The organism is Marinobacter shunpengi (assembly GCF_045449695.1).
Lineage (GTDB): Bacteria > Pseudomonadota > Gammaproteobacteria > Pseudomonadales > Oleiphilaceae > Marinobacter.
The window spans coordinates 156,402-178,432 of record NZ_JBJJKZ010000005.1; the positions used below are offsets into that span (position 1 = coordinate 156,402).

At 60.5% G+C, this 22,031-nt stretch carries 37 protein-coding genes and 1 tRNA gene; 10 read left to right on the top strand and 28 right to left on the bottom strand.

The annotated features are described in order from the left end of the window. Nucleotides 1–2: 2 nt before the first annotated feature. The 28 genes from ACJO2E_RS02450 to ACJO2E_RS02580 all read right to left on the bottom strand — a co-directional run bounded on the left by ACJO2E_RS02450 (nucleotide 3) and on the right by ACJO2E_RS02580 (nucleotide 16,757). Complete coding sequence (locus tag ACJO2E_RS02450; RefSeq protein ID WP_406961505.1) at nucleotides 3–368, bottom strand: head-tail connector protein; 366 nt, start codon at nucleotides 366–368, stop codon at nucleotides 3–5. Continuing rightward, a complete protein-coding gene (locus tag ACJO2E_RS02455; protein ID WP_406961507.1) occupies nucleotides 368–1,369 on the bottom strand; it encodes a phage portal protein in 1,002 nt (333 codons plus the stop codon). Before ACJO2E_RS02455 ends, ACJO2E_RS02450 begins: the two co-directional genes overlap by 1 nt. After that, on the bottom strand, nucleotides 1,356–2,726 hold the full coding sequence (locus ACJO2E_RS02460) for a phage portal protein (RefSeq protein ID WP_406961509.1): 1,371 nt from the start codon (nucleotides 2,724–2,726) through the stop codon (nucleotides 1,356–1,358). Before ACJO2E_RS02460 ends, ACJO2E_RS02455 begins: the two co-directional genes overlap by 14 nt. Further along, entirely contained in the window at nucleotides 2,716–2,925 is a 210-nt protein-coding gene (locus ACJO2E_RS02465) for a hypothetical protein (protein ID WP_406961511.1), read from the bottom strand. Before ACJO2E_RS02465 ends, ACJO2E_RS02460 begins: the two co-directional genes overlap by 11 nt. Nucleotides 2,926–2,929: 4 nt before the next feature. Further along, entirely contained in the window at nucleotides 2,930–3,268 is a 339-nt protein-coding gene (locus tag ACJO2E_RS02470; RefSeq protein WP_406961513.1) for an E3 binding domain-containing protein, read from the bottom strand. Nucleotides 3,269–3,335: 67 nt separating this feature from the next. After that, entirely contained in the window at nucleotides 3,336–5,333 is a 1,998-nt protein-coding gene (locus tag ACJO2E_RS02475; RefSeq protein ID WP_406961514.1) for a phage major capsid protein, read from the bottom strand. Nucleotides 5,334–5,393: 60 nt separating this feature from the next. Then, complete coding sequence (locus ACJO2E_RS02480) at nucleotides 5,394–7,142, bottom strand: terminase large subunit (protein WP_406961516.1); 1,749 nt, start codon at nucleotides 7,140–7,142, stop codon at nucleotides 5,394–5,396. Beyond that, entirely contained in the window at nucleotides 7,132–7,449 is a 318-nt protein-coding gene (locus ACJO2E_RS02485; protein WP_406961518.1) for a hypothetical protein, read from the bottom strand. The genes ACJO2E_RS02480 and ACJO2E_RS02485 overlap by 11 nt, the downstream gene beginning before the upstream one ends. Before the next feature lie 180 nt (nucleotides 7,450–7,629). Beyond that, on the bottom strand, nucleotides 7,630–7,974 hold the full coding sequence (locus ACJO2E_RS02490; RefSeq protein WP_406961519.1) for an HNH endonuclease: 345 nt from the start codon (nucleotides 7,972–7,974) through the stop codon (nucleotides 7,630–7,632). Further along, nucleotides 7,967–8,161: a hypothetical protein gene (locus ACJO2E_RS02495; RefSeq protein ID WP_406961521.1), complete on the bottom strand. Its 195-nt coding sequence runs from the start codon at nucleotides 8,159–8,161 to the stop codon at nucleotides 7,967–7,969. Before ACJO2E_RS02495 ends, ACJO2E_RS02490 begins: the two co-directional genes overlap by 8 nt. Nucleotides 8,162–8,163: 2 nt before the next feature. Next, nucleotides 8,164–8,478 (bottom strand): hypothetical protein, encoded by a 315-nt coding sequence (locus ACJO2E_RS02500; protein WP_406961522.1) that lies wholly within the window; start codon nucleotides 8,476–8,478, stop codon nucleotides 8,164–8,166. Between the two features lie 89 nt (nucleotides 8,479–8,567). Then, on the bottom strand, nucleotides 8,568–8,732 hold the full coding sequence (locus ACJO2E_RS20085; protein ID WP_504362692.1) for a hypothetical protein: 165 nt from the start codon (nucleotides 8,730–8,732) through the stop codon (nucleotides 8,568–8,570). Continuing rightward, a complete protein-coding gene (locus tag ACJO2E_RS02505) occupies nucleotides 8,677–9,147 on the bottom strand; it encodes a hypothetical protein (RefSeq protein ID WP_406961523.1) in 471 nt (156 codons plus the stop codon). Before ACJO2E_RS02505 ends, ACJO2E_RS20085 begins: the two co-directional genes overlap by 56 nt. Then, nucleotides 9,144–9,386: a hypothetical protein gene (locus ACJO2E_RS02510; protein ID WP_406961525.1), complete on the bottom strand. Its 243-nt coding sequence runs from the start codon at nucleotides 9,384–9,386 to the stop codon at nucleotides 9,144–9,146. Before ACJO2E_RS02510 ends, ACJO2E_RS02505 begins: the two co-directional genes overlap by 4 nt. Continuing rightward, nucleotides 9,376–9,648, bottom strand: coding sequence for a hypothetical protein (locus tag ACJO2E_RS02515; RefSeq protein WP_406961527.1), 273 nt, complete (start codon nucleotides 9,646–9,648; stop codon nucleotides 9,376–9,378). The genes ACJO2E_RS02510 and ACJO2E_RS02515 overlap by 11 nt, the downstream gene beginning before the upstream one ends. A gap of 48 nt (nucleotides 9,649–9,696) precedes the next feature. Further along, nucleotides 9,697–10,137, bottom strand: coding sequence for a DUF5675 family protein (locus tag ACJO2E_RS02520; protein WP_406961529.1), 441 nt, complete (start codon nucleotides 10,135–10,137; stop codon nucleotides 9,697–9,699). A 117-nt stretch (nucleotides 10,138–10,254) separates the two neighbouring features. Next, on the bottom strand, nucleotides 10,255–10,767 hold the full coding sequence (locus ACJO2E_RS02525; RefSeq protein ID WP_406961531.1) for a hypothetical protein: 513 nt from the start codon (nucleotides 10,765–10,767) through the stop codon (nucleotides 10,255–10,257). Next, the gene (locus ACJO2E_RS02530; RefSeq protein ID WP_406961532.1) at nucleotides 10,767–11,099 is read right to left on the bottom strand and encodes a nuclease domain-containing protein; all 333 of its coding nucleotides are present in this window, start codon (nucleotides 11,097–11,099) and stop codon (nucleotides 10,767–10,769) included. The genes ACJO2E_RS02525 and ACJO2E_RS02530 overlap by 1 nt, the downstream gene beginning before the upstream one ends. 2 nt (nucleotides 11,100–11,101) lie before the next feature. Then, nucleotides 11,102–11,434, bottom strand: coding sequence for a hypothetical protein (locus ACJO2E_RS02535; RefSeq protein WP_406961534.1), 333 nt, complete (start codon nucleotides 11,432–11,434; stop codon nucleotides 11,102–11,104). Beyond that, on the bottom strand, nucleotides 11,431–11,766 hold the full coding sequence (locus ACJO2E_RS02540) for a hypothetical protein (RefSeq protein WP_406961536.1): 336 nt from the start codon (nucleotides 11,764–11,766) through the stop codon (nucleotides 11,431–11,433). Before ACJO2E_RS02540 ends, ACJO2E_RS02535 begins: the two co-directional genes overlap by 4 nt. 148 nt (nucleotides 11,767–11,914) lie before the next feature. Continuing rightward, nucleotides 11,915–12,589, bottom strand: a complete 675-nt coding sequence (locus ACJO2E_RS02545) for a DUF6475 domain-containing protein (protein ID WP_406961538.1) — start codon at nucleotides 12,587–12,589, stop codon at nucleotides 11,915–11,917. Next, nucleotides 12,576–13,592, bottom strand: coding sequence for a phage replication protein O (locus ACJO2E_RS02550; protein WP_406961540.1), 1,017 nt, complete (start codon nucleotides 13,590–13,592; stop codon nucleotides 12,576–12,578). The genes ACJO2E_RS02545 and ACJO2E_RS02550 overlap by 14 nt, the downstream gene beginning before the upstream one ends. Beyond that, nucleotides 13,589–14,332, bottom strand: a complete 744-nt coding sequence (locus ACJO2E_RS02555; RefSeq protein WP_406961541.1) for a Rha family transcriptional regulator — start codon at nucleotides 14,330–14,332, stop codon at nucleotides 13,589–13,591. The genes ACJO2E_RS02550 and ACJO2E_RS02555 overlap by 4 nt, the downstream gene beginning before the upstream one ends. A 65-nt stretch (nucleotides 14,333–14,397) precedes the next feature. Beyond that, nucleotides 14,398–14,970, bottom strand: coding sequence for a RusA family crossover junction endodeoxyribonuclease (locus ACJO2E_RS02560; protein ID WP_406961543.1), 573 nt, complete (start codon nucleotides 14,968–14,970; stop codon nucleotides 14,398–14,400). A 186-nt stretch (nucleotides 14,971–15,156) separates the two neighbouring features. Next, the gene (locus ACJO2E_RS02565; protein ID WP_406961545.1) at nucleotides 15,157–15,696 is read right to left on the bottom strand and encodes a hypothetical protein; all 540 of its coding nucleotides are present in this window, start codon (nucleotides 15,694–15,696) and stop codon (nucleotides 15,157–15,159) included. Further along, nucleotides 15,684–16,100, bottom strand: coding sequence for a hypothetical protein (locus ACJO2E_RS02570; RefSeq protein WP_406961547.1), 417 nt, complete (start codon nucleotides 16,098–16,100; stop codon nucleotides 15,684–15,686). Before ACJO2E_RS02570 ends, ACJO2E_RS02565 begins: the two co-directional genes overlap by 13 nt. Nucleotides 16,101–16,124: 24 nt before the next feature. Beyond that, nucleotides 16,125–16,199: transfer RNA gene (locus ACJO2E_RS02575), tRNA-Met, on the bottom strand. A 345-nt stretch (nucleotides 16,200–16,544) separates the two neighbouring features. Continuing rightward, complete coding sequence (locus ACJO2E_RS02580) at nucleotides 16,545–16,757, bottom strand: helix-turn-helix domain-containing protein (protein WP_406961548.1); 213 nt, start codon at nucleotides 16,755–16,757, stop codon at nucleotides 16,545–16,547. Between ACJO2E_RS02580 and ACJO2E_RS02585 the strand changes: the two genes are divergently transcribed. The 10 genes from ACJO2E_RS02585 to ACJO2E_RS02630 all read left to right on the top strand — a co-directional run bounded on the left by ACJO2E_RS02585 (nucleotide 16,756) and on the right by ACJO2E_RS02630 (nucleotide 22,015). Beyond that, entirely contained in the window at nucleotides 16,756–17,229 is a 474-nt protein-coding gene (locus tag ACJO2E_RS02585) for a helix-turn-helix domain-containing protein (RefSeq protein WP_406961550.1), read from the top strand. The genes ACJO2E_RS02580 and ACJO2E_RS02585 overlap by 2 nt on opposite strands. Before the next feature lie 4 nt (nucleotides 17,230–17,233). After that, a complete protein-coding gene (locus ACJO2E_RS02590) occupies nucleotides 17,234–17,983 on the top strand; it encodes a HipA family kinase (RefSeq protein WP_406961552.1) in 750 nt (249 codons plus the stop codon). Next, the gene (locus tag ACJO2E_RS02595; protein ID WP_406961553.1) at nucleotides 17,980–18,855 is read left to right on the top strand and encodes a hypothetical protein; all 876 of its coding nucleotides are present in this window, start codon (nucleotides 17,980–17,982) and stop codon (nucleotides 18,853–18,855) included. Before ACJO2E_RS02590 ends, ACJO2E_RS02595 begins: the two co-directional genes overlap by 4 nt. Nucleotides 18,856–19,037: 182 nt before the next feature. Then, nucleotides 19,038–19,433 (top strand): helix-turn-helix domain-containing protein, encoded by a 396-nt coding sequence (locus tag ACJO2E_RS02600; protein ID WP_406961555.1) that lies wholly within the window; start codon nucleotides 19,038–19,040, stop codon nucleotides 19,431–19,433. 23 nt (nucleotides 19,434–19,456) lie between these two features. Continuing rightward, nucleotides 19,457–19,822 carry an Lcl C-terminal domain-containing protein gene (locus tag ACJO2E_RS02605; protein WP_406961556.1) on the top strand — a complete coding sequence of 122 codons (366 nt, stop codon included), beginning with the start codon at nucleotides 19,457–19,459 and terminating at the stop codon, nucleotides 19,820–19,822. Nucleotides 19,823–19,861: 39 nt separating this feature from the next. After that, a complete protein-coding gene (locus tag ACJO2E_RS02610) occupies nucleotides 19,862–20,311 on the top strand; it encodes a hypothetical protein (RefSeq protein ID WP_406961557.1) in 450 nt (149 codons plus the stop codon). A gap of 34 nt (nucleotides 20,312–20,345) precedes the next feature. Continuing rightward, nucleotides 20,346–20,732, top strand: coding sequence for a hypothetical protein (locus tag ACJO2E_RS02615; protein ID WP_406961559.1), 387 nt, complete (start codon nucleotides 20,346–20,348; stop codon nucleotides 20,730–20,732). Continuing rightward, complete coding sequence (locus ACJO2E_RS02620) at nucleotides 20,713–20,952, top strand: hypothetical protein (RefSeq protein ID WP_406961561.1); 240 nt, start codon at nucleotides 20,713–20,715, stop codon at nucleotides 20,950–20,952. Before ACJO2E_RS02615 ends, ACJO2E_RS02620 begins: the two co-directional genes overlap by 20 nt. Further along, a complete protein-coding gene (locus ACJO2E_RS02625; protein ID WP_406961563.1) occupies nucleotides 20,939–21,562 on the top strand; it encodes an HNH endonuclease signature motif containing protein in 624 nt (207 codons plus the stop codon). Before ACJO2E_RS02620 ends, ACJO2E_RS02625 begins: the two co-directional genes overlap by 14 nt. Before the next feature lie 27 nt (nucleotides 21,563–21,589). Then, nucleotides 21,590–22,015, top strand: a complete 426-nt coding sequence (locus ACJO2E_RS02630; RefSeq protein ID WP_406961564.1) for an Lcl C-terminal domain-containing protein — start codon at nucleotides 21,590–21,592, stop codon at nucleotides 22,013–22,015. The last annotated feature ends 16 nt before the right edge of the window (nucleotides 22,016–22,031 follow it).

Below are 22,031 nucleotides of genomic sequence, written 5' to 3' on the forward strand. Positions count from 1 at the left end.
CATTACGCACAGGCCGGATCACGGAGTGGATAGAGCAGGGCAACCACAGACCGGGGCAGGTACCCATAGCCGTAGGTGATCTGGGCTGCGCCACCGATGGGGTCTTCCACCAGGCCCTCAGGATTCTTGTACATCTCAGCGGTGAGGATCATGGTCGCAGCCTTCACCCTGAACGGGACAACAGGCACCTCGTTGCTGTCCACAGGAACCTGGCCGCTACTGTCCAGGAAACTATCGGCGGCGCTCTTGAGATAGCCCAGAACTGCCTCACTGGCAGCACGGGCCAGCAGGTCGATAAGGGCGTCATCATCGTCATGATCCATACGGATCTGCGCCTTGGCGTCCTCCAGAGTGATGAGCATGGTCATCAGTATTTGCCCCCGTCCGGCAGCATCTTGGTCAGGTCCCGGCCGGCGCGTCCGTCCCGGCCATCCTTGCCCTTAGGCCCCTGCTCACCCTGCTTGCCTGGGCGGCCATGCTTCACGGCAAGGCGCCAGTCATCGGTGGTCCCCGGCTTACCGTCCGGGGTTCCCTTCTGGGCAATCCAGAACGACCCGCCGAAGGACACGCCGTCGCCTTTCTCGTAGTCCTCATCCGGTCGGTAAACGCCGCGGTCAATGACGATGGGCATGGAGAACAATTCGCCGGCGGAGTCACCGCTGGAGCGCTGGACGTTCACCTTGAAGGTGCGGTCATCAACCGGGGTTACCTCGATGTCCTTCACGCCATCAACGATGCACTCCCAGCCCCGCATTCCTTGGGTGGTGGAGTGGGAGCGCCACAGGCCACCGGCGTGAGTGGCGTAGGTTCCGCGGGGATAGGATTTTTCCGGGTCGATGTCGGGCAGGATGTCGATATCCACCGCATCCCGGCCCGGCTCGCCGTCCTTCGGCACTTCGACGCTTTCCATGGCTTTGGCCACGGCCTCGTCGACCATTCGCTGCACGTCCTCGACGGGAACGCTTTCACCGTCTTTGCCGTCCTGGGGTGCTGGGATTTCGACGCTTTCCATGGCCTTGGCCACGGCCTCGTCGACCATGCGTTGCACGTCTTCCACGGAGACGCTTTCACCGTCTTTACCGTCCTCGGGCGCAGGGATTTCGGCGATGACCTCCGTGACCATCTGCCGAATGACTTCGGGATCTGCATCCTTGCCATCGGCAGGCTTTTCGATCAGCTCCGAGACCTCGCGAGCGATATCGTCGAGGGCAGGGACCACGATTCTGTCAATGCGCTTTCCCAACTCCCGGTCTCGATCGTCCAGCAGCTGCTTAAACTCATCACGCAGGTCAGAGGTGGCCTTCGAGACGAAGTCCTTCAGGACCGGTGCCAGCGCCTTGGCCTGGGCCTGCAGATCACTGAGTTTCACTGGACAGCTCCTTTTCCAATATCATGGCCAGCATGCGGGCCTCGTCGTCTGGATCGTCGTCTTCGGGCGGCTCAGCCGGAACCGGTGAGTTGCCGGATCCGGAGCTGAACGGATCTTCCTGCGCATCCCTGCGGGCCAGCGCCTCAAGGCTGTAGTTCTGCTGCTGCAGGTAGACAGTGTCACCGCCCTCCAGTGGCTTCAGATTCATCCGCTTGCGGGCCTCGTTCGGGGCGTAGATGCCACCCTCGACACCGTCGCGCAGCGTCTTGATCTTGGTGGCCGAATCCATCCGGAACAGCGCGTCCAGGTCCAGCTCAATCCGCGTGGATTCAGATATGGCAAGGCCGTTCTTCAGGGACAGCTCCATGGACTCGATGTGCACCTGGAGGCACTGGCTGTAATAGCCCTGGGTCAGCGCCTCGATGTTGTTGTAGGTCGGCATGTCACCGACGCCCACTTTGTAGGCCGGTACGTCGAACGCGGTGCAAACCGCCTCCGCCGTCCACTTCAACTGCTCGATCAGTTGCGCATCGGTGGAGTTCATGCGCATCTGTTCGAAGCTCAGTCCGTCACCCAGAACGGCCACCTTTCCGGAGTTCTGTCCGGTGTAGTTTGCATCCCAGTGAGACTTCAACCGGGCCGCCGTCTCATCGGAGATAGCGCCCGGGGCGGTAAGCACGCCACCAGGTTGTGCACCGTTATCGAAGAACTTCTTGGAATCGTTCTGGATCTTGATGCCCTGGCTGGCCGCCAGCCCCGAGGCAAACAAAGGGGAAATGCCCACCAGCGGGTGGAACAGGCAATTCATCCGGTCGTGGATGATCTCGCTGGCCGGTACCGTGACGCTGCTCTCTTCTTGACCATTCAGGTTGTCCTGGCCGAGCTGGTAGAACACAGAGCCGTCCGGTGAAACCAGAACCTGAACGCGCTCCGGGTCCAGGATATAGAGCTCTCTAACAGTGTTGCCGTTATCGCGCCCCTTTAGGGCGTAAGTGTTCCCTCGAATCAGCTTGGAGGTGATCCACCATTCCTTGAACTGGATATGGTTCTGGTACCGGTTTGGCCGGGCCAGAAGTGGGGAGACGTCCCGATCTGTAACCTCCTGCCAGATGCCGTCACTGTTCAGTCGCTGGATGGTGGGCCGGAGCTTGCCGATGTCGCTGGATATCAGGCTGATGCAGGAGTAGACCGCCGGGTAGGCGAGGACCGAATCGATGGTCCACTCGTCGTTGTTCTGCCAGGCGCCGGCGTAGGGCTCACGAACCCACGGCCACCAGCCACCACGGTTGTCCACCGGGGCCATGTAGGACTTGCTGAAGGCGCTGGTCAGTGCTGACAGTACCGACTTATTCGCCACGGGATACCCCACGCATGATCAGGAACGAAAACAGAAGGCAGCAGCAGGCGCCAGATATAAGAGCCCAGGGCAGGCCATAGAGAAGGTAAACGCCGGCCACCAGCAGTGACGCGCCAGAAAGTCCAAACAGCAGTATCCAGGTGATCGCAGCCTGCAGGACCATCATCACTGCATCGGAGAATCGGCGGTTCTGGCTCATCAGCTCACTCAGGTTTGATCAGGGCTTCGATATCGGCTTTGACGATGCGGCCGCCCTTTCCGGTACCGGTGACGGTGGTCAGGTCAATCCCGTTCTCGTCCGCCAGCTTCTTCACCGCGTCGGATGTTGCGGGAGCGGTGGCCGCCGGCGGTGCCGGAGGTTGCTGGCCCTTGGTGTTGGTCGGAGCCATTTCCCGGGTCAGGTAGCGGCCGGTCGGGTCCTCGATGACCTCGGCATGACCGATTGCCACCAGGGCCTTGGTTTCAACGTGGTTCGCCAGGAATTCCTGGCCAGCCTTGGACGGCCCGGCCTTGGCCAGGTACCGCAGTCGGATGTTCTTCATGGTGCCTCCGGATCAAGGGAGGGCCCGCCGGAACGGGCCCTCACCGGTTCAAGTGAAAGCCACCCGATCAGGAGGCCGGCTCACCCCAGTTCACACCGGAAATCAGCGCGACAGCGGATTCGCGGCGCTTCTTCCAGTTGATCCAGCGTTCGGCACGGATCGCCACGCTGTTGGTCTGGAACATCGAGACCATGCTGGTGGCGGTGCCGCTGGAGCTGTTGTTGGTGGGGTTGTCCAGCATCTGCAGGGATGCTTCCCGGGAGGCGTCGATCACGACGTTGCCGTCATCCGCCAGCCAGATATCGCTGGCATTGGCCAGGACGACGAAGTGGCCGTTGGAGTCCGCGGGGACATACTCGGACACGATGACCGGCAGGCCCTCGAAGCTACCACCCATCATGGTGATTTCCGGGAACTCCTTCTGACCCAGCGCATTGCGCATCAGGGACAGGCTGAGCGCCGTGGTCGCGGACATGATCCAGACGCCGGCGGCGGGCGTGATGTTGGAGGCGATGAACTTCTGCATCGCCGCACCAACGTCCACCCGGATGGCGTCGGCATCATTGCCGCTGGAGACAACCGGGGTGACGCCGTTGGTCACCGATGCCGGTGAAACGTCGGCCACGGCAGCCTTGTCCGGATCGATGAAGTCGGTATCCAGGCGCTCGATGAGGGCGCCGGCCAGGGAGTCTCGGACCAGGGCTTCAGCGGATGGGTTGCTGAACCGCATCAGCTCCTCGGTCAGTACTGCAATGTTGGCCACCTTGGCGTAGCCCAGGTAGGCATCATTGAAGTCGAACTTGGTCAGCGGCTTCGGAGCGCCCTGGCCAACCCAGTAACCGCTACCACCAGAGGTCTGGCCACGGATATGGACGTTGAAGGGAATGGCCCGGAGGGCCGGGATTCCCTCGGCACCGAACTTCCCCAGGATGGTCTGGGGACGCAGGTAGTCCACAAAGTCTCCGGCGAACTGGTTGTACTCAACCAGCGGCAGGGCCCAGGTGGAGTCGGTAGTGGTACCAGCCTCGACGGCCGCCTTCAGGGTGGTGTTGATGCGCTCGTTCTGCGGGAATCGCTTCTCCGCGATAGAGCGTGCGGTGGCCAGGTCACCCTTGGCCGCACCCAGGCACATGGCGAACCGGGCGAACTCGATACCCGGGGCCAGCTTCTCGGTGACCTTGGCGGTGGCCGGGCTGCGCTCCTGCATGCGGCTGCGGTCGTCGACCGGCTCGGCCTTCTCCTTGTTGGTCTCCTGCAACTCCCGAAGGCGCTTCAGGTGGTCGTCGGTGGCCTTCACCTCGCCCTGGAGGGTGTCGTACTCCTCGGTTTCGGCCTCGTCCAGGGTCCGACCTTCTTCGCCGGCCTTCTCCATGATCTCCGCCATCTGGGCCGCCTTGGCCTGGCGAGTGGCTTCAAAGCCTTTGATCTGCTCTTCGATGTTCATGTCTCGGCCCTCCCGGGGCTTCGGTGGTTCAAAGGATTTCGTTTTCGGTGCCGAAGCGCCGGCGGTATTTTCCAGTCGCACGATGCTGTGCTTTTCACGGCCAGACGCGGCCCTTTGCACGGTGTCGTAGGACTTGATGGAACTGATGGTGGCTTCCGCGTTTGCGGGGATGGTGACGGCTGACAGTTCAAGCCAGTCCCACTTCAGGAAGTGGATGCCGCCGTTATCCATGAAGGTGTATTCGATGGGCCGGAAACCGATGGAGAGACCGCGGACCAGCTCATGTTTCAGGGATTGCCAGGCCTCATCGAGGCGGGCAGCCAATCCGGGCGGCGAGTCGACCTGCGCAATCGTGCCGGTCACCTCAATGCCCTTGTCCGTCATCTTGGCGGAGGTGATCTTGCCGATCGGGGACATCCGGTCATGCTGCCAAAGCAGCGGGATCGGCAGATCAAACTGGGCGCCATCCGGCTCAACGATGTCATCCATCCGGTCGGTGGACGGCGTGGTGGCGATACCGGTGAACTCCCGCTTTTCGTCATCCAGGGCCTTGACCGTGATGACGCTGTATACGCGGTCGGTTTGCTCCGCCAGCTTTTCGAGGTTCAGGGCTGGATCCATTTCGGGTTCTCCATAAACGAGAAAACCCGCTCGGGGCGGGTTGTTGGGTGGCTGCTCAGATCAGACGAACAGCATCTGGTATTCGGGTTCTTTCTCGGGCTCTTCCGATATCGCGATGCCGTAGGCCATCAGCAGCGCGGCCATGTCATCGATCTTGTCCGCTGACCGCTTCTTGTCCGGGGCCATGTTCAGGTTCTGGTCCCGGCGGGCCACGATGTTGGAGGCGCACCAGTTCAGGAGCGGGTCGCCACCATGGACCAGGTTGCCGGCGATGTAGTCCCGCTCCAGGGCCTGCATGGCCGGGTGATAGGACTTCGGGCCCTGGACGAACTCAATCATTGGTATCTCGGCCTCCACCAGTCGGTTGACCAGGTCTGAGGCGTTCCACTTGTCGTAGGCCACCTGCTGGACGTTGAAGTCCTCACAGATCGCGACAACGTCTTCCTCTATGACGGCGTAGTCGGTGACGTTGCCGGCGGTCTGCTTGAGCAGTCCGGTCTCTACCCAGGACTGGTAGGGAACCGTTCCCCGCTCTGTCCGGTAGGCCACGGCGCTTTCAGGGGCCCACCGCCAGCCGTAGGTGTACTTGGTGCCGTTAACATCCCACACCAGCCGGAACGCGCAGATATCCGTGGTGGACGCCAGGTCCAGGCCGCCGTGGCAGGGGTAGTCCCGCAGCCAGTCCAGGTCGAACTCGCCGTCGCAGGCCTGCCACTTGGTCAGGTCAATCCAGCCGTCGGCAGTGGAAGCCGGGCGGTTCAGCCGCTTTATCCGGAACTCCGCCAGCTTCGACGGCATCTGACGGGCCTCGATGGCCTCCTTCCGAATGGCCGCCAGCAGATGCGGATTCACATCCATTAGCGGGTTGGCCTTGACCCAGGCCGATTCGTCGAACTCGTCGTCGGCCTCGATGCCGTTTGTCTTGTCTTCCTCGTCCACCGCGTAGAACACCACCAGGAAGTGGTCTGCGGTGTTCTCGAAGACGCCGGACAGTAGCCGTTTGGCAAACATTCGGATCTCAGCCCAGGGCCCCGGGTTCGTGTAACCCTCGGTCGTGGTGTAGAGCCAGAGCGGGTTGTACCTGGCACCTGCTGCCGAGGTCAGAACGTTCAGTAGGTCCGCCGTCTTGTGGGCATGAATCTCGTCCAGCGCGACATGGGACGGGTTGAGACCGTCCTGGGTGCTGGCCTTGGCGTGCAGTGCCTTGAAGCTGGAGTTGGTTTCGAACCGGGTGATCGACTTGGCCCAGGTCTCCAGGCCGAAGGCCTCGCGCAGGTCAGGCGTCTTGTCGACCATGGCCTTTGCCACCTTAAAGATGATGGAGGCCTGGTCGTAGGTGGTGGCCGCGCTGATCACCTGAGCGCCTTCCTCGGGCTCGCAGCACAGGCAGTAGTTCATGATTCCAGCGCTAAGCGTGGACTTGGCGTTCTTCCGGGCCACGGCGAACAGGGCAGAGGTATAGCGCCGGGGATAGAACTTGTTGTCCTTATCCCAGCCTTCGACCTTAATCGCTTCCCGCTTCCGGAACCCGAACAGCTGAACCAGGAAGAAGATGTGTGACGGGTGCAGGACAATCGTGGGAGTGTCCCACTTGCCCTCAACGTGCGGCATCTTCTCCAGGAAGTCGCACGGATCTGTCGCGTGCCAGTTGTCGAAGAAGAATGGGCAGCTCTTCTTCCGGGCCCGCTTCAAGTCATCCAGGAACCGTTGCGCCGCTTCCCGAATCAGCCGGCCATGCCGCTTCCGCTTTTTATCGCGAACCGCCTTACGGGCGTAGTCCTTCGCGATCTTGACGTAGTCACGCTCCACGCTTGCCGTTGTTTCCGAATTTGTTGCCCTTGGATTTCTCCTGGCCGGCGCTGACCTTGGCCCGACTGGCCGGCGTCATGCCGAATTCTGAGAACAGGGCCTTGAGTGCAGTGGTTTCAGCGGCGGTAGACTCAATCTCGGCCTTTGCCTTGCGCCGGAAGCACTGCCACTGGAAACAGAGTTGCTCGAGGGAGAACAGGTCGACCACCTGCAGGACCCGGGCGGCCACCAGCTGCCGGCCAATGTTGTTCCACATTTCGGCGCCATCGGTGTTCAGGTACTGCGGTGGATCGGGAAAATCGTCCACCAGGTCATATTCAGGGGCGTCCGGAACCTCTCGATCCGGCCGATCCGTCCCAGCCAACACCTTGAGGTTCGGAGCCGTCGGCTTCCGTCCTCTCGCCACTTTTCAAACCCTCAAATTTTCAAATCCTAATTTTGACCGTGCAAAAAAAAGGCTGGGGGGGCGGTGTCAGAGACAAAGGCCCTAGACTTTCGACCCACCCCCCGCCCTTCGGGATTCTTGCCCCGTTTTGGTGCGGTCGCAGTCCTGGCAGATCGTCTGCAGGTTGCTGTCGGCATCGGTGCCACCCTCGGCGGTCGGGATCCTGTGGTCACACACGCCGTGCCGTGGGCCATGGAGCTCCACCGGAGTCAGCCGGCCATCGCCCAGGCAGATCTGGCACAGATACTTGTCCCGCTCGAAGATGCGGCGCCGGCGGGTCCGCCACTTGCTACCACCACGACCACGACCCCAGCGGGTGGCACCTGGTGGCTGGTGCCTGTCTGTGTCCGGCTGCCTGGGCTTATGCGTCCCTGGTCGACTAGGCACCCTCTTCCTCGGCCATGTAGTGATCCAGCATCGCGGCACAGTGGCTGCCATATGACGGCGTCTCACCGTTATCCTTCTCACGCTGATGACGCAAGACAGCGGCTGATGTGTGCTCAAACTTCTCCGGGTTGTTCGTGTACTCATCCATCCAGCGATTGAATGCTGCTGCTACCTTTGCTTTATTCATGCCTACTTCCTCGGTGTGTCGTCCAGGTAGGTCGTCGCCCCGGCGCCATCGTCCTCATCCAACTGAGTCATCGCATCGACCAGCGCCATGTTGCTTTCAGCCAGGGCGTCGATTGCCTGCGTCTGCCGCTCGATCGCTTTAACCAATGGAGCGACATCACTATGCACTTGAGCGTCGAGTCCATGCTCGACTACCAACACGTCATAACTGAGATCATCAATCAGCCTTTCGGCGTGCGCTCTGAGATGGCACATCATCTCCTGAGTCAGGTACTGCTGGGGCTTCAGTACGATTAAAGGTCTTGCTGGCTCGCTCACGGGCTATCCTCGTCCATTTCCGAATCCAGGCCCGGCGCTTCTCACATCCCGCGCAGGCCATTACTTGACCGGTTCATTCCAGGAGTGCATCAGTTGGCCTCATCGATTGGCCGCTCATTCCATGCCCGGATGTCAGCCTTATCACCCTCGCAAGCCATGGCCGCAGCCTTGAGTTTCTCAGCCCAGATAGGGCACTGGTCAATTCTCTGAGGTGGAGCCGGTAGCGTCCTCGGTACCAGGTACTGTTCTGGCACCAAGTCCTTCCTGTACTCGGTTCGGGTCAGCCACTGTGTTGATTCGCATCCGCTTATAAACAGCATCAGGCCACAAATACTCAGGACCGCTACAAGGCGCATCTTTCACCAACTCCTCCAGCTCGCTCTCGGTGGCGGCCAGCTGATCGCTCAATCTTTTCTCACGCTTGGACCGGATAACCGCCTGCTGATCACGCCAGCGGATATCCGCCTCCAGCTGTTCAATCTGGGCCCGGTTCTTTTCGTTAGTAACCTTGGCCTGATCCATCGCCTGCATCAGATTGGCATTGTCCTCTAGGAGTGATTGCCGGTCTGACCAGAGCCACCAGAAAGCCAGAGAAACCACCACAACCAGAGTTGCAAAGATTGGCAGCGCATAGGCGGTCAACTTGGCTCTGGCTACTTTCAGAATCATTTGCTCACCTTGCCGGCCCAGGCTTCAGCCGCGTTGTTGCCGAAGTAGCTAACGATGAGGGTTGCGCTGATCCCGTAAGACCAACCAATAACCACGCCCATCACAGGCACGGTTTCGGGCCTCAGGAGTTCGAGCAGAACCCAGAGAGGCGTTTGGATGGCCGCCCACCACATTCCTGCGTAGTAGCCGCGGCGGCGATGCTTCCACCAACGGGAAGGGTTAGGGTGTTCAGTATCCACCAGACTGGTTCTCAAGCAGCCGGTCTATCTTGGTGTTGATCATGCGCAGGTCTGTCTTGAGCTCGTCGAACTTCTTCTCGGTACGATCCTGCTCCGCCATGTTCATCTGCTGCATGTGGCGGTAGTTCAGCTCAAGGTTGCTGATCCTGGTGTTCTGCTCTGCCAGGAACCAAAGACCGCCAACAACGACCACCACAGTGGTCAGGACGTGAATCAGATCAACACCCTTATTGATATGCCAGCCTCTGCGATCCTCAGTCATGTTCTTTTGCTCTGAGTTGGGGCTGTACTGCTGGTCACCAGCCATTGCTCACGGGTGCTCCATGATGAAAGGTCGAATGTCGATCTCCCACTCGTCCTGGCCGGCGAGGGCGGACATCAGCTTATCGAAGGCATCCTGAGAGCTCGTCACGGCCTGCTTCTCGCTGATGATGCCGAATCCAAGGCCGGGGGCAATGCAGCCCTCCAACTGATCAGGCCAGTTGGCCGGGTGGAGCATGATGTAGGAACGGCCCGGAACATTTACCACTTCCCAGCCTTCCAGGTACTTGCCGCCTGTGGATCGCTCAACGACGCCAGAACGACGCATGCGCAGCGTGTAAACGCCGTCAGGGATACAGGACTCACGGCGCTTGTTGCCTTCCCAGGGGCGCTCGCAGGTGAACAGCTCGGTGCCGTCAGGAAGTTCCAGACGACCGAACGTCCCGTCCGGCGCATAACAGAAGCGGGTCAGGCGGAGAGCGGCAGGCATCAGGGGAATCCAGGCAATAAAAAACCCGCCAGCTCCGAGGGGAGGGCGGGTTTTAGGGAAGATTTTCACAAGTTACCAGTCAGTGTACTTGCTGGACCCCTGATGTCAATAGAGGCGTCAGGCCGCTTCCTGGTGGCGGTAACCCAGCAGGCCCTCAAGGGCGCAATATCCCTTCGTTACCCGGCGCTGGAACACCTTAACCGTGCACTTCAGGTACTCCGCGCACGCCCGGTCATCCCAGTGGATCTCGTGGCGCTGTTCGGTGAATGGGTCGATGGCCACCCGGGTCCTGTTCCGGTACCACCGGTCTACGCATAACGCCTCCACCTGCAGCGGCGAGCGCCTGGCCATGCCCGCCAGCCGGTCAAAAGCCCGGGCGAACTCATCCGGCATCCGGCGCAGGCGTATCTTGTCGATCTTGTCCACCAGCACGCAGAACCCCCTGAAACCGGAGCTGCCCGGCGGGTCTCCCTCGAACTCGGCCCACAGCCCCATTATGGACCGGCCCTCATGGGCAATGGCGTCGATGGTATCCAAACCCTGGATGTACGCCAGGAACCGATCCACCTCCCGCTGGGCCTCCTCTCTCGCCCGCACTTGGTCTGCTGTCTTGCGGTTCTGCTCTGCCATTACGCCGCCCCTTTTATTGTCACCACTTCCAGATCCACCAGCACACGCCAGGTCCGCATCTGGGCCCGGCGCAGGTACCAGTTTTCGTACTCCGCCTCCATGGGTGGCCACTTGGCCCGGCCGTCTATGACTGAATGGCAGGCGTCGCAGGCAAAGCAGGCGGACAGGTCGTCTGACTTGCGGGCAATGCCATGGCTCTCGTCTGGCAGGTGGGCCAGAACCGTGGTCGACCAGTCCCCGCTGCACACACCCACGATCTGCAGGGTGCATGCCTGGCCCCGCGCAGCTTCCCGGATCCGCTTCGATCTAATCGGCGTTGTCTTCTGCAGCATTCTCAATCCCCGTGATACTTCATGCCCATGGGCCCGCGGCCCCGTGTCTCGCCATAACCACGCCCGGAGCTGTCGTCGGCCTTGCTGTCCGCAAAACGTCGCCTCAGCCTTCGGTTGTCCTCCATGGCCTTGCCCAGCCAAAGACGGAGCTGCACGACTAGGTCTTCTACCGCCAGTGCCTGGCCCGTTTCCTTGCAGACCACTCCGCCAGCATTGCAGTCAGGGCAGGGCATCTCGTAGAAAACGCCCTTGGTGACGCCTCGACCATGGCAGCCCGGGCACTTCTTCAAGGGGCGAGCCTGCTGGCGGAACTCCGGACCTGATCGACTCTTCAACTCACGTTCTCCCGGTAAAGGTCAGGAAGGTGTTCCCGCATAGCTTCCTCAATCGACTCCTGACGAACCCTCTCTTCAAACAGCGTGCGAGCGTGGATGAGCCCACGATTCATGACCATGATCTTTTCGTGCTCACTCAGGGACGGCGTTGAGTTGATATCCAGGGTCATGCTGGTTGTTCCATCGATTCGGTCCGCAATCCAGCGGACAGCCCATGCGATCCGGGCCCGCAACCGCTTGTCGATATCAGCGGCTCCAGCACGGTCCAGGGCGTGGAACTTCCACCAGTAGGTGCCCGTGAACGACGAGAAATACCTGATACGAATGCTCACGCCGAACCCCCAACGAGCTTCTTCAGATCCCCCAAACGCTTCAGCGCATCCTTGCGAGTGGTACGCCGCAGGTTTGTCCCGCTCGGGGCCTGCCGGTAGCACGACCGGTCGCAGTTGGTGCAGTTGCACTCAGGTTGCTTTTGGGCCTTCATGACACATCTCCCAGCCGCTTGGTGTCGTTATCCACCGCCAGCTCCAGGAACCGCTCGGTATTCCCGTGGTGGATCCGGACCAGGCCCTGGTCACCGCCGCCCTGGTAAACCATGCGGGCCCGCTCCCGGTCACCCACCAGTGCCGGCTGATCCTTTGCCCGGCCACGGAGGAATTCCGCATGCTGGCTGTTCTCGTGCTCGCTGGTGCCTATCAGCTTGCGTGGGAAGCTGTCCGGTGGGCTGGTCGTGAAGCCCTGGTAGAGCTTCAGGAACGCGTTTTTCAGGAACGGGTATTCCTTGTCATCGGTGAGGGCGACTTTCTGCCAGCCGCCCAGGCGCTCAATGGCCGCGTGGATCTTCGGATCATCGAACACCACAGACCGGTAGTTGCCCACGCATCTGACGGCATAATCGAGCTTGGCCCAGGCCTCACCGCTGGCGGACTGGCTGCTGCCCTGGAGCAGGCGCACGATATCCGCCGGCTTCGGTGGGTACTGGCCGGTGTCCGGGTTGGTGATGTGCCGGGCCAGGGCCCGCTCGATGTCATCCAACGAGAAGGCGATGAGAGACTGGAAAACCATGTACACCACCCTCGCTTCCGGGCTGCGGCCGTATACTTCATGGGCCTGGGCCCACAGGTCGCCGAACGCTTCCAGGTCATGGGTGTTCATAGGTCACTCCCTGCCGGCTGGCCGTGCGCTGCTCGTGGATTCTGCGGAGCTCGGCGGCCCGGTCGCTGCCTTGCTGGCTCGGTGCTTTGCGATGCTCAGTCCTGAACTGCAAGACCAGCCGGGACCACTTCTCGCGGAGTTTGTCGGGGCTCTGAATGTTTGCTGCCCAGAAGTCGTGCTGTCGGCACCACTCGTACAGTCGTCGGATGTGCCGGTGCTCACGGCCGTCCTGGTCTCGCATTAGCCGGATGGTGTTTGCCCAGCGGGAGAAGTTCGGCTTTCGGGGTTTGTCCTTGCCGAGCTGTTCCGCCAGCTGGTCCCACATCCACACCGCCAGGTCCAGATCTTCCTGGGTGCCCCAGAACCGTCCGTTCTCGATAGCGGCGTCTGGCCTGGAGGTGGCCGGCTGCTCGCTTTTGGCCTTGGATTCGTCAGGGGCGGCAGAAGCGTCCGACCGATCAGGTCCGGACGTTCTCTCTGCCGTAATCTCTGGAGTAGTCTCTGTAGTAGTCTCTGTAATAGATTGGCGCTTTCCGCCATCACTGTCTGGCGGTTCCGTGCAATCTTGTTTGGCGCTTTCCGCCATTCTGGTTGCACCATCTGTACAAACTTGATTGGCGCTTTCCGCCAAACTGTTGTTTTCATTGGGTGTGCATTCTTGTTTGGCGTTTTCCGCCATTCTGGATGACAGCGCTTCCAGGGCGGCCTCCAGAGCCTCAACGTTCACACGGAAATGCAGCCGGGCCGGAACCCCTTTGCGATGCTCTTCCAGGAACCCGGCCTCGGTCAGGCGCCGGCGGGCAGTCTCCTGCTCGCGCCTGGTCATGCCGGTCTCGTCCTGCCATTCCTTCTGCGACTTGTAGAACCAGCCATCAGCGGCCCGGGTCCTCGCCCTCCAGTAAAGCGCCTGGGACAGCATCATGGCGCCACACATCCCGAGACCCAGGTCCACAAAGGCGCGGTTAAACGCGATGGGGCGAGCCATTATGTCGATGATGCTCATGCCGCCTTGTCCTCGTTGTCGAAAAGCCCGTGGGTGAACCGTCCGTCCCAGTCCTTCCGCATATGGAGTTTTCCCTGTTCGTACTGGGTATAGAGCCACTTGGCCCCTTTCTGGGTCAGAACCACCTTCTCGCAGGGTCGTCCCTCGCCGTTCTGGTAACGGCGCTCTGTGAACAGCTTGTCGCGGTAGGCTGCGGCGCTGCGGTAACCGTGCGGGGTGCTTAGGACGCGCTTTCGATCAACCAGAAGTTCATAAACCCGCTTCAGGTTCACGCCGTTGAGCATCCGGCAGAATTCAACAGGGGTCATGCCGGCCTTCAGGTTCTCGGCCAGGTCGTTGCAGACGGCGTTGAGGCGGTCGGTTTCCTGCCGGTAGTGGTTTACCTGGCTGTTCAGGTCCTCGATCACCACCCGGGCGTGGGGGCTCAGGTTCTCGATCCACGCCGGCGCACCCTGCTGTTGCTCCAGCTCATTCAGGCGCTTGATGACCTTGTGACGGAGAGGGATGCTGTAGCCGGTGACCAGGGTCTCCGTGAGCTCCTTGTCCAGGTGGAAGCAGGTGGTGTACCCCCGGCTATCCCGGTCTTCATGGACATGGCCCAGATCTGGACCATCCGCCAGCACGTCCAACATAGCCCGTATATCGCGGATCACATGCTTGTGCTGCTTACCGGTGAGTTCCGCAATCTCGCGGCTGCTCATGGTCAGCTGGGTATTGTTGCTCGGAATCAGATCAGTCATACTTACCTCACTCTCTGATTACCCGCCGAGGTGCTCCAACACCGTTTGAGGCGGGTTTTCTCGTTCTAGGCCTGCGGCCCCGTTGCTGAAATCACCACACGCACACCGCCACGGCGTACAGGGTGATCCCGCCTTAATACCGGATGCGTCCGGAAATTCTCGTCGTCGATACCCAGGGCATCCGCTAGCCCGTCACGACCGGCCTTGAATGCAGCCACCACGTTGTCATCGTCACGGCGCTGCCGGTTGGGTGGGTGGAAGTCCAGGAATACATGGATCGGGTTGCCGGCGGCCACCTGGTCACGAAGGGCCTGCACATCCCATTGATTGATCTGCATGGCCTCGTGGGTGAACATCCTGCAGTTCTGCCGGTACCGCTTTCCCACCCGGTGCTTATTACGCCAGTGCGCCCGGCTGTTCGGGCTAAGCACCTTATCCGGCCAGGGCAGTACCACGGTCATCCTGCTAGGCGGCGGCGCCGCCCCATGTGCCAGCTGTCGATCGTCCTCACCGGGTCCCAGTAACAGGCGGATACCGCTCGGCGCCTCCGCCAGTCGGGTCACCCTGTCGTTGTAGGTCGGTCCCGATCTGACATACTCCGTCCACTCTGGCAGGCTATTGCCGGTTGGTTTGTCCATGGGTTCTCCCATTCCTGCTCCGCCTCCTGAGTTCAAAAACCGTCCTTACGTGACATGTCACGTTTTCGCGCAGTGAATCCGGGCACTCCGCCAGCCGCCGCTTCCTGTCCTCCCTGGTCTCGCCGGCGGCTACGTAGGCATTCCATTGCCCGAGGCTGGCGCTGTCCGGCTTCATACCTCCGATCGTCAGTCCGCAGCTACGCTGATCGGGTCTGCGTCAAGGTTCAGGGGCTGGTCAGCCACGAAGTACTTCAAGCCGCTCAAACCGATGAAGGCGTCCGTTTCTGCGTCGAAGAAGAAGGCCTCGCCGCTGTTACACCCGCCGGTGTAATAGACGCCGTCCAAACCGGGTGAGGCCATCTTCATGTCACCTGACCATTCACCAAGGTCAGCCCGCTCCTTTCTCTGCGGAGGGGTGAGAAGGGCGCACTCTGTAACCGGGCGGGTCTGGGCGACGTAGTAGCCAATGACGTTTCCGGTGTCCGCCAGAACGTAGACGTAGAACAGCTTCTGGGGTGCATCCATTCTCTCGATCCACTTGGCCACAGCTTCTCGGGTGAGGAAGTTGTTGACCTTGGGAACCGGCACTGCCGCCTGGGCACGCTGCATTACCCGCTCCTGCTCAGCCTGGCCTTTCTCCGAGCTCGATGGCTCACTAGTTGCCGGGCAACCGGCCAGGGCCAGCCCCACGAGAACAACAACGGCGATACTAGTCAGTTGACGCATATGGTTTGCTCCTGCTTCGGGTCGATATGGCGAGGAAGGTCCTCACCGAGAAAGCGAGCTCGCGTGTACACTTTGCGAGCATCGGCGTTATAGCGGTGGATATTCCGTTGGCGCTGGGCTTCGATTCCCGCGATGTTGGCCCGGTACCGGGATCGATCATCTTCCGGGGCGCTGGCCATGGCCGACTGTTGGGCCGCAAGGGAGGCCTCGTTGCCCTGGATTACGGCGCACAGGTCAAAGAAGTGTTCGTAGTTGGCGATCCGGCTGGGTGCCGACTCGATCTGGACCTCTGCCTCCGCCTTACCTTTGATGGGGGCCGTTAGGTACATCCAGGCCCAACCGCCGAGAGTCATGATCATCAGAATGACGACCACCATGATCCCAATAAGCACGTTTCGCCCCATGGGCACTTCCTCCGTTCTCGTTTATGGAAGCAGGGGCCGGATTTGCACCGACGACCTCCAGGTTATGAGCCTGGCGAGCTGCTACTGCTCCACCCTGCTGTGAACCGCATTCGAGGAGGGCTCTGCTGACGCAGGAGCGGGACTGCCCTGGTCATCCTTGGCTGAGGGAACAGAGCCCTCCCGAATGCGGACTGCTTGCGGCAGTCAGTCGGCGTGATCACCTGGGGCGGCGGAGGTCGGAACCTTCGGCTCACGCTGCTGGCGTTCTATCGCCGGTACCCAAACACCGGCTGCAACGATCGGCACATGGGCCCAGGGCCCGGCCAGCTTTACCGGCTGCTTCTGGTGGCGCTGCAGCTCGCGCACTCCCCGTCATCCTGTATATCCATCCACCACCCATTAACCGGGTATCCGCCAGCGACGGATCCGGTTTAATACCCACCCTCAGGCGGCCTTGACGGGCTTATCGCTCAACTCGGACCCGAGCCGCTTCTGATACAGCGCATCAATCGCCAAAGCCGTGCGTTCAAGAGGCTGAGAATGCTTGCCTCTCGCAATTCGCCAAATGGTTGGCTGAGGGATGCCGGACTCTTTCGCCATGGCGGTGAAAGAGAGGCCCGATTCCTCAAGAGCTTTAATTTTCTGGAGCGTCGTCATGGCTTTCATAGAAAGCAATATACGCCAACGTATACATTCGGGCAATACGTCGGCGTTGCTACCACGCAAATATACGCCCGCGTATGATTATCGAATGGAGACTATCTACTCAGAATGGCTCAGAAAACTGATGGATAAGCGAGGCATTAGCCAATACAAGCTGGCCAGCTTGTCTGGAGTGCCTCAGCCGACTATCCAAAGAATTCTGAGCGGCGAAAGCAAGAACCCGAAGGCAGACACGCTAAGTAAGCTTTCACGCGCACTAGGATCGGATGACTTTGATGACAGATACGACCTATCTCGTGGTGAAACTTCGGTCCCGCCAGAACTTAATTCCCTCCTGTCAGAGGCATCACCCAGGTCGTATAAGCAACTGATGAAGATCGCTGAGGCGGCAGCCAATGGACGCCTCACCGAAGATGACGTCAATCTCCTGAACGCTATTGCAGAAAGGATTGCCAACAAGGAGTAATCGTATGGAGCCGATTGGTTATGCGACGCTTTATACGCAACCACGGCAACTGACTGGCCTGGGGAACATTTCCGAGATATGGATTGCCGACGCCCTCAGCCATGAGGGCGATGTCCGCCTGTACATTAAGCGAGCCACCAACCCGGAAATTCTTGCCGAGTGCCTTTCTGCACTACTGGCCCGCCAGCTTGATTTACCATCACCCAGGGTCTTCGTCGTCGCCGATCCCGAGCGGCTTATCGACGGAGACCTGTTTGTTGGTAGCGAGGACGCTGGCTCACCGTCCATAAAGCAACGACTGGAAAGTGGTGACCCCGCCGTGGAAAAGGTCCTCCGGAAATGGGAGAAGCTCCACCAGTTGACGCTGTTCGACGAGTGGATAGCGAACCCCGACCGGAACCTGGGGAATTTGCTATGGGGCGGAGGTGACGACTGGAACCTGATCGATCACGCCTATTCACTATGGTCTGCCATGGATGAGCCGAGACCGAGACACCCGGTGACGAACAAGTTCGCGGAAATCGTAAAGGCCTTCGAGGGGGATCTGGGCCCAGCGCGACTAAGGAGGGAGTGGGCCGAGTTCGGCCCCAGGTGCGAGGAGATCGACCACACAGAGATCCAAACGGCGTCGCAATGTGAACGCTTTGGAATGTCGGAACGCAGTGAAAATACGCTATCATGTCTGAAAGATCGGCTTAACCAGATGCCGAACCTCATTGCACGACACGGCGACCAAATGGATCTGCTGCCATGAACACGAGCGCTTCCCCATTTCCCGAGTTACCCGCTTACCAGGCTGATGGCATGGCCATCTTCATGGAGCCCGTGGCCGGGTCAGGCGAGCGGCTTTGTGTTGCGGTTGCCGCCCAGGGGGTTGATCGTGCCTTCGAGGTAGTGACCGTCGTTCGGGACTCCACCGCGAAGTGCATGTTGGGCGAGGCTGGCCCGAAGTTCATGGATATGATTGGCCTGGTCGTCGACAGCCTGCAGGGTCACCTGAAAAGCGGTAACCCCTTGTCAGCTTGGGCACCCCCTATGAGTGGTGTTACGTCCGGGCCGGTTCAGGCTGGGCGGGTAGCGGACCTCACGGTGATGCTGCGGACCATGGCCCGGAATAGTGCCTTCCTGGCCAGGATGTCAGACTTCGCCGCAGATGCGGAAGAATTCGAAACGCCAGCTCCGGACCGTTGGATTACCCAGGTGAAGGATGTGATGGCCATTCGCCACCCGAAGCTGGTGCGAAATTTCACCAGGAAGCTGCAACTGTACACCGGGGGCGCGCCCACCAATTTCGACTATGTTGGCACCAGCTACGTCGCTCAGTTGTCGAGGATTATCCCTGGTAATGGCCTGTCTACCTACAACCGAATTGCGAAGGCAAAGATGTGGGAGCTGATTTCTCTCAGGGATAAGGGCCACACGGGCCTGTTCCAACTCGATGACTTCGAGCTGATCCTGTATCGCCCACAAAAGAGTGACCCTAGCTTCAGTGAAAGCGAGATCGCAAGGGTCTACGAGGTCTTCCACGAACTGGAGGAGGAGGCCGATAAACAGGAGCTACGTGTTCATGGGGTGTCCAGCCCCGAAAGCGCGGTGGATTGTATCCTTAAAGGCGAGGCCGCCTGATCGTACGCGCCTACACCAACTTTATCCTCCCTTAACCCGCCACTGAGCGGGTTTTTTGTTTCCTTAATTACCTCTCTAAGCCAATCCAGAAGAAAATTTCGAGCCTATGTATACGCAGACGTATTGACTTAATAAATACGCGGACGTATATTTGCCTCATGTTCTTTTTGGGGAGGCGAGAAATGCCACGCAAGTTGTACTTCGAACGAATGGAAGCCGAGCTGGCGGACCGTGAGGTTCTGCCGGAGCGTCGGGGCCTGGTCCTGGAATGTGCGGCTGCCGGCATGACCAACAAGGAAATTGCCCGGGCCCTGGGTATCAGCATCGATACCGTGGCGTGGCACCTGGGCGAGCTGATGGATCAGTTCCACGCCCGTACCCGGCAGGACCTAGTCAGCCAGGGTTGGATGCACGGCATCCTGCAGGCCCGCAGGGCAGTCATCACCACCGCGTTTGTTCTGGCCGTGTTCGCCAGCTTCCCCATGGCCCGTACCCGGGTCACCCGAGTTAACACCACACGTCCGGTGGCCAGCGCTATGCGACTGGGCCGCCACGAAATCGCCGGGCTTTACGCCTGATGCATCAACAGAAGGACATAACCATGGATCGTTTTACCGACAACGGCGACAACACCATCACCGACACCCAGACCGGGCTGACCTGGACGAAAAACACCATCGCCAGCGATGTCACCCACGAGCAAGCGGAGAAGGCAGTGGCCGATCTGGGCGGCGAGTGGCGCCTGCCCACCATCCAGGAGTTGTTCACCCTGGTGGATCACAGCAGGCACTTGCCGGCCATCAACACCGAGGTTTTTCCGGACACCGAGAGTGACTGGTACTGGAGCAGCACCGAGGCTTCCTTCTCCGCGTCTGCCCGCTGGGTGGTCTATTTCGGCTACGGCGATGTCGGCGGCTTCCCCCGCACGCACGACGCCTGCGTGCGTGCGGTGCGTGCCGGTCAGTAGTTTTTGCCTATCTGGTCAGTCAACAAAAGGAGAGCACCCATGGCAACGCTCACCATCGAATTGCCTGAGAACGTCACCCAGGGGCAGATGATCGCCATGCTGGAGACCATCAACTGTGACCTGCGCCTGGCAGGGGATGGCCGGAACTACAAGGCCCATCCACGCAAGACAGGCCGGAGGGTCACCGGGGACGCCCTGGAGCAGGTGGCCCGGGACTACCGGGAGGCCTGGGGACACGAGGGCGGGTACATCGTCCTGTGTGACGGGGTGCCCGTGGCCTGGAAACGGTTCCTGGACGGCGCGTCCAGTTGGGAGCCTGGCTGCATTGCCATCGATGAGGACGGCCGCAAGTGGGTAGCCGCCGGCGGTGACGAGAATCGCGGGGCACTGCGGTGGGACGCCCTCGGCGAACCGGGCAATGTGGCCCGTCTTCCGGCCCGGCTCCGGACAGTTCCGACCCGAGGATCCAGTGGCCCGGGCGCTGCGTGAGCCCCGGGGACATTTACTGATAGGGAGATCGACCATGACGGACGCACTGAATGCCAAAGTTCGGCACCTGGTGGGCATTGCCCGGGCAGCGAACCTCCGGGTCCTGGCGGCCAAGCGCCTCGGGTTCCGCCACCCGGGCGCCGAGTTCCTCCGGTCCAAGGCGATTATGGATGCCCGGCTTCTCCGGCGTGACGCCGGCGGGAGTTCTGGCAACAGCCTGAAGATGTCCCTGGCCCGGCTGGCGGACCTCACCTGTGAAATAGACGAGGAAAAGAATCGGCTGCCTGAGCAGTACCGGTACAACTTCGAGCAGGTGGTGGAGGGCACCCACGACTACATCAAGGCCATTGCGGAATACCACGGCCTGACGATCTACATGGAACAGCGGGAGGCCGCGCCTCATGAAAAACAAACTCACTGACCTGAACAACCATCTGTTCGCTCAGCTTGAGAGGCTTAACGACGAGGAACTGGCCGGGGAAGAGCTGAAGGAAGAGATCATGCGTAGTCGGGCGATCACCGGGGTTAGCAAGGAAATCGTCTCCAATGCCCGCCTGGTCCTCGATGCCGAGCAATACAAGCGGGAAAACGGGCTGGAGGAAGGGCCGGCCATGCTGGAGCAGGGCAATGGCGACGCCTAAGCCATGGACTCCCCAGGCTGACGCCTGGCTTCGGGAGCTGTATCCGGACCACAACAACCGGGAGATCGCTCGCCTTATGGGCCGGACCTACTCGGCAATCAAAAACCGGGGCACGGTCCTGGGATTGAAGAAGTCACCGGAGTACCTGGAGCGAGAGAAGCCCGGATGCTTCCGGAAGGGGGAGGCGTCGTGGAACAAGGGCAAGAGTTACATCCCCGGCGGGCGAGGGGCCGAGTACCGCTTTGGCCCCGGGCACAGACCGCATACCTGGGTACCGGTGGGAACCGAGGCCGTACATAGCGACGGCTACCTGAAGCGAAAGGTCAGTGACGACCCGAATATGCCCAGCCGGCACAACTGGCGAATGGTTCACGTCCTCAAGTGGGAGGAATACCACGGGCGCCCGGTACCGGACGGCTACCTGGTCCGGATGAAAGACGGCGGGAAGCGCAACTTCTCCAGGGAGAATCTCGCCCTGGTGAGCAGGGCAGAGAACGCAATCATGAACAAGTTCTTCGCTATGAAACATCCACCAGAGGGCGGCTTCGATGTCCTGCTGAATCTGGCCAGGATCAAGATAGCGACAAAAAAACGACAGAAAGCAGCGTGAGCTGCAATCACAGTAGAGGACCTAACCATGAAACACCTCAACATCCAGACCCCGGAAAAAGCCATCCGGATCGACCTGGCTGGGGACGACATGTCCATCATCGTCAGCCCGGACCAGGTGCCGGCCAGCGAGCCCGCCCTCGAATGGAGTCACACGCTCCTGGACGGCGAAACGGCAACCCTTGAGGAAGCCGAGGAAGCAGTAGCCAACCTCGGAAAAGGCTGGCGCCTGCCCACACGGCAGGAGCTGGAATCCCTGCTGGATCTTACGCGCCATGATCCGGCAATTGATACGGAAAGGTTCCCGGATACCCAAAGCTGCCGCTACTGGACCAGTACACCCTGCGCCTGGAATACGTCTGCCCGCTGGGTGGTCAGTTTCGGCCTCGGCAATGTCCACGGCGGCCACCGCGGCGACCTCGCCTGCGTGCGTGCGGTGCGTGCCGGTCAGTAGTTTTTGCCATTTGAGG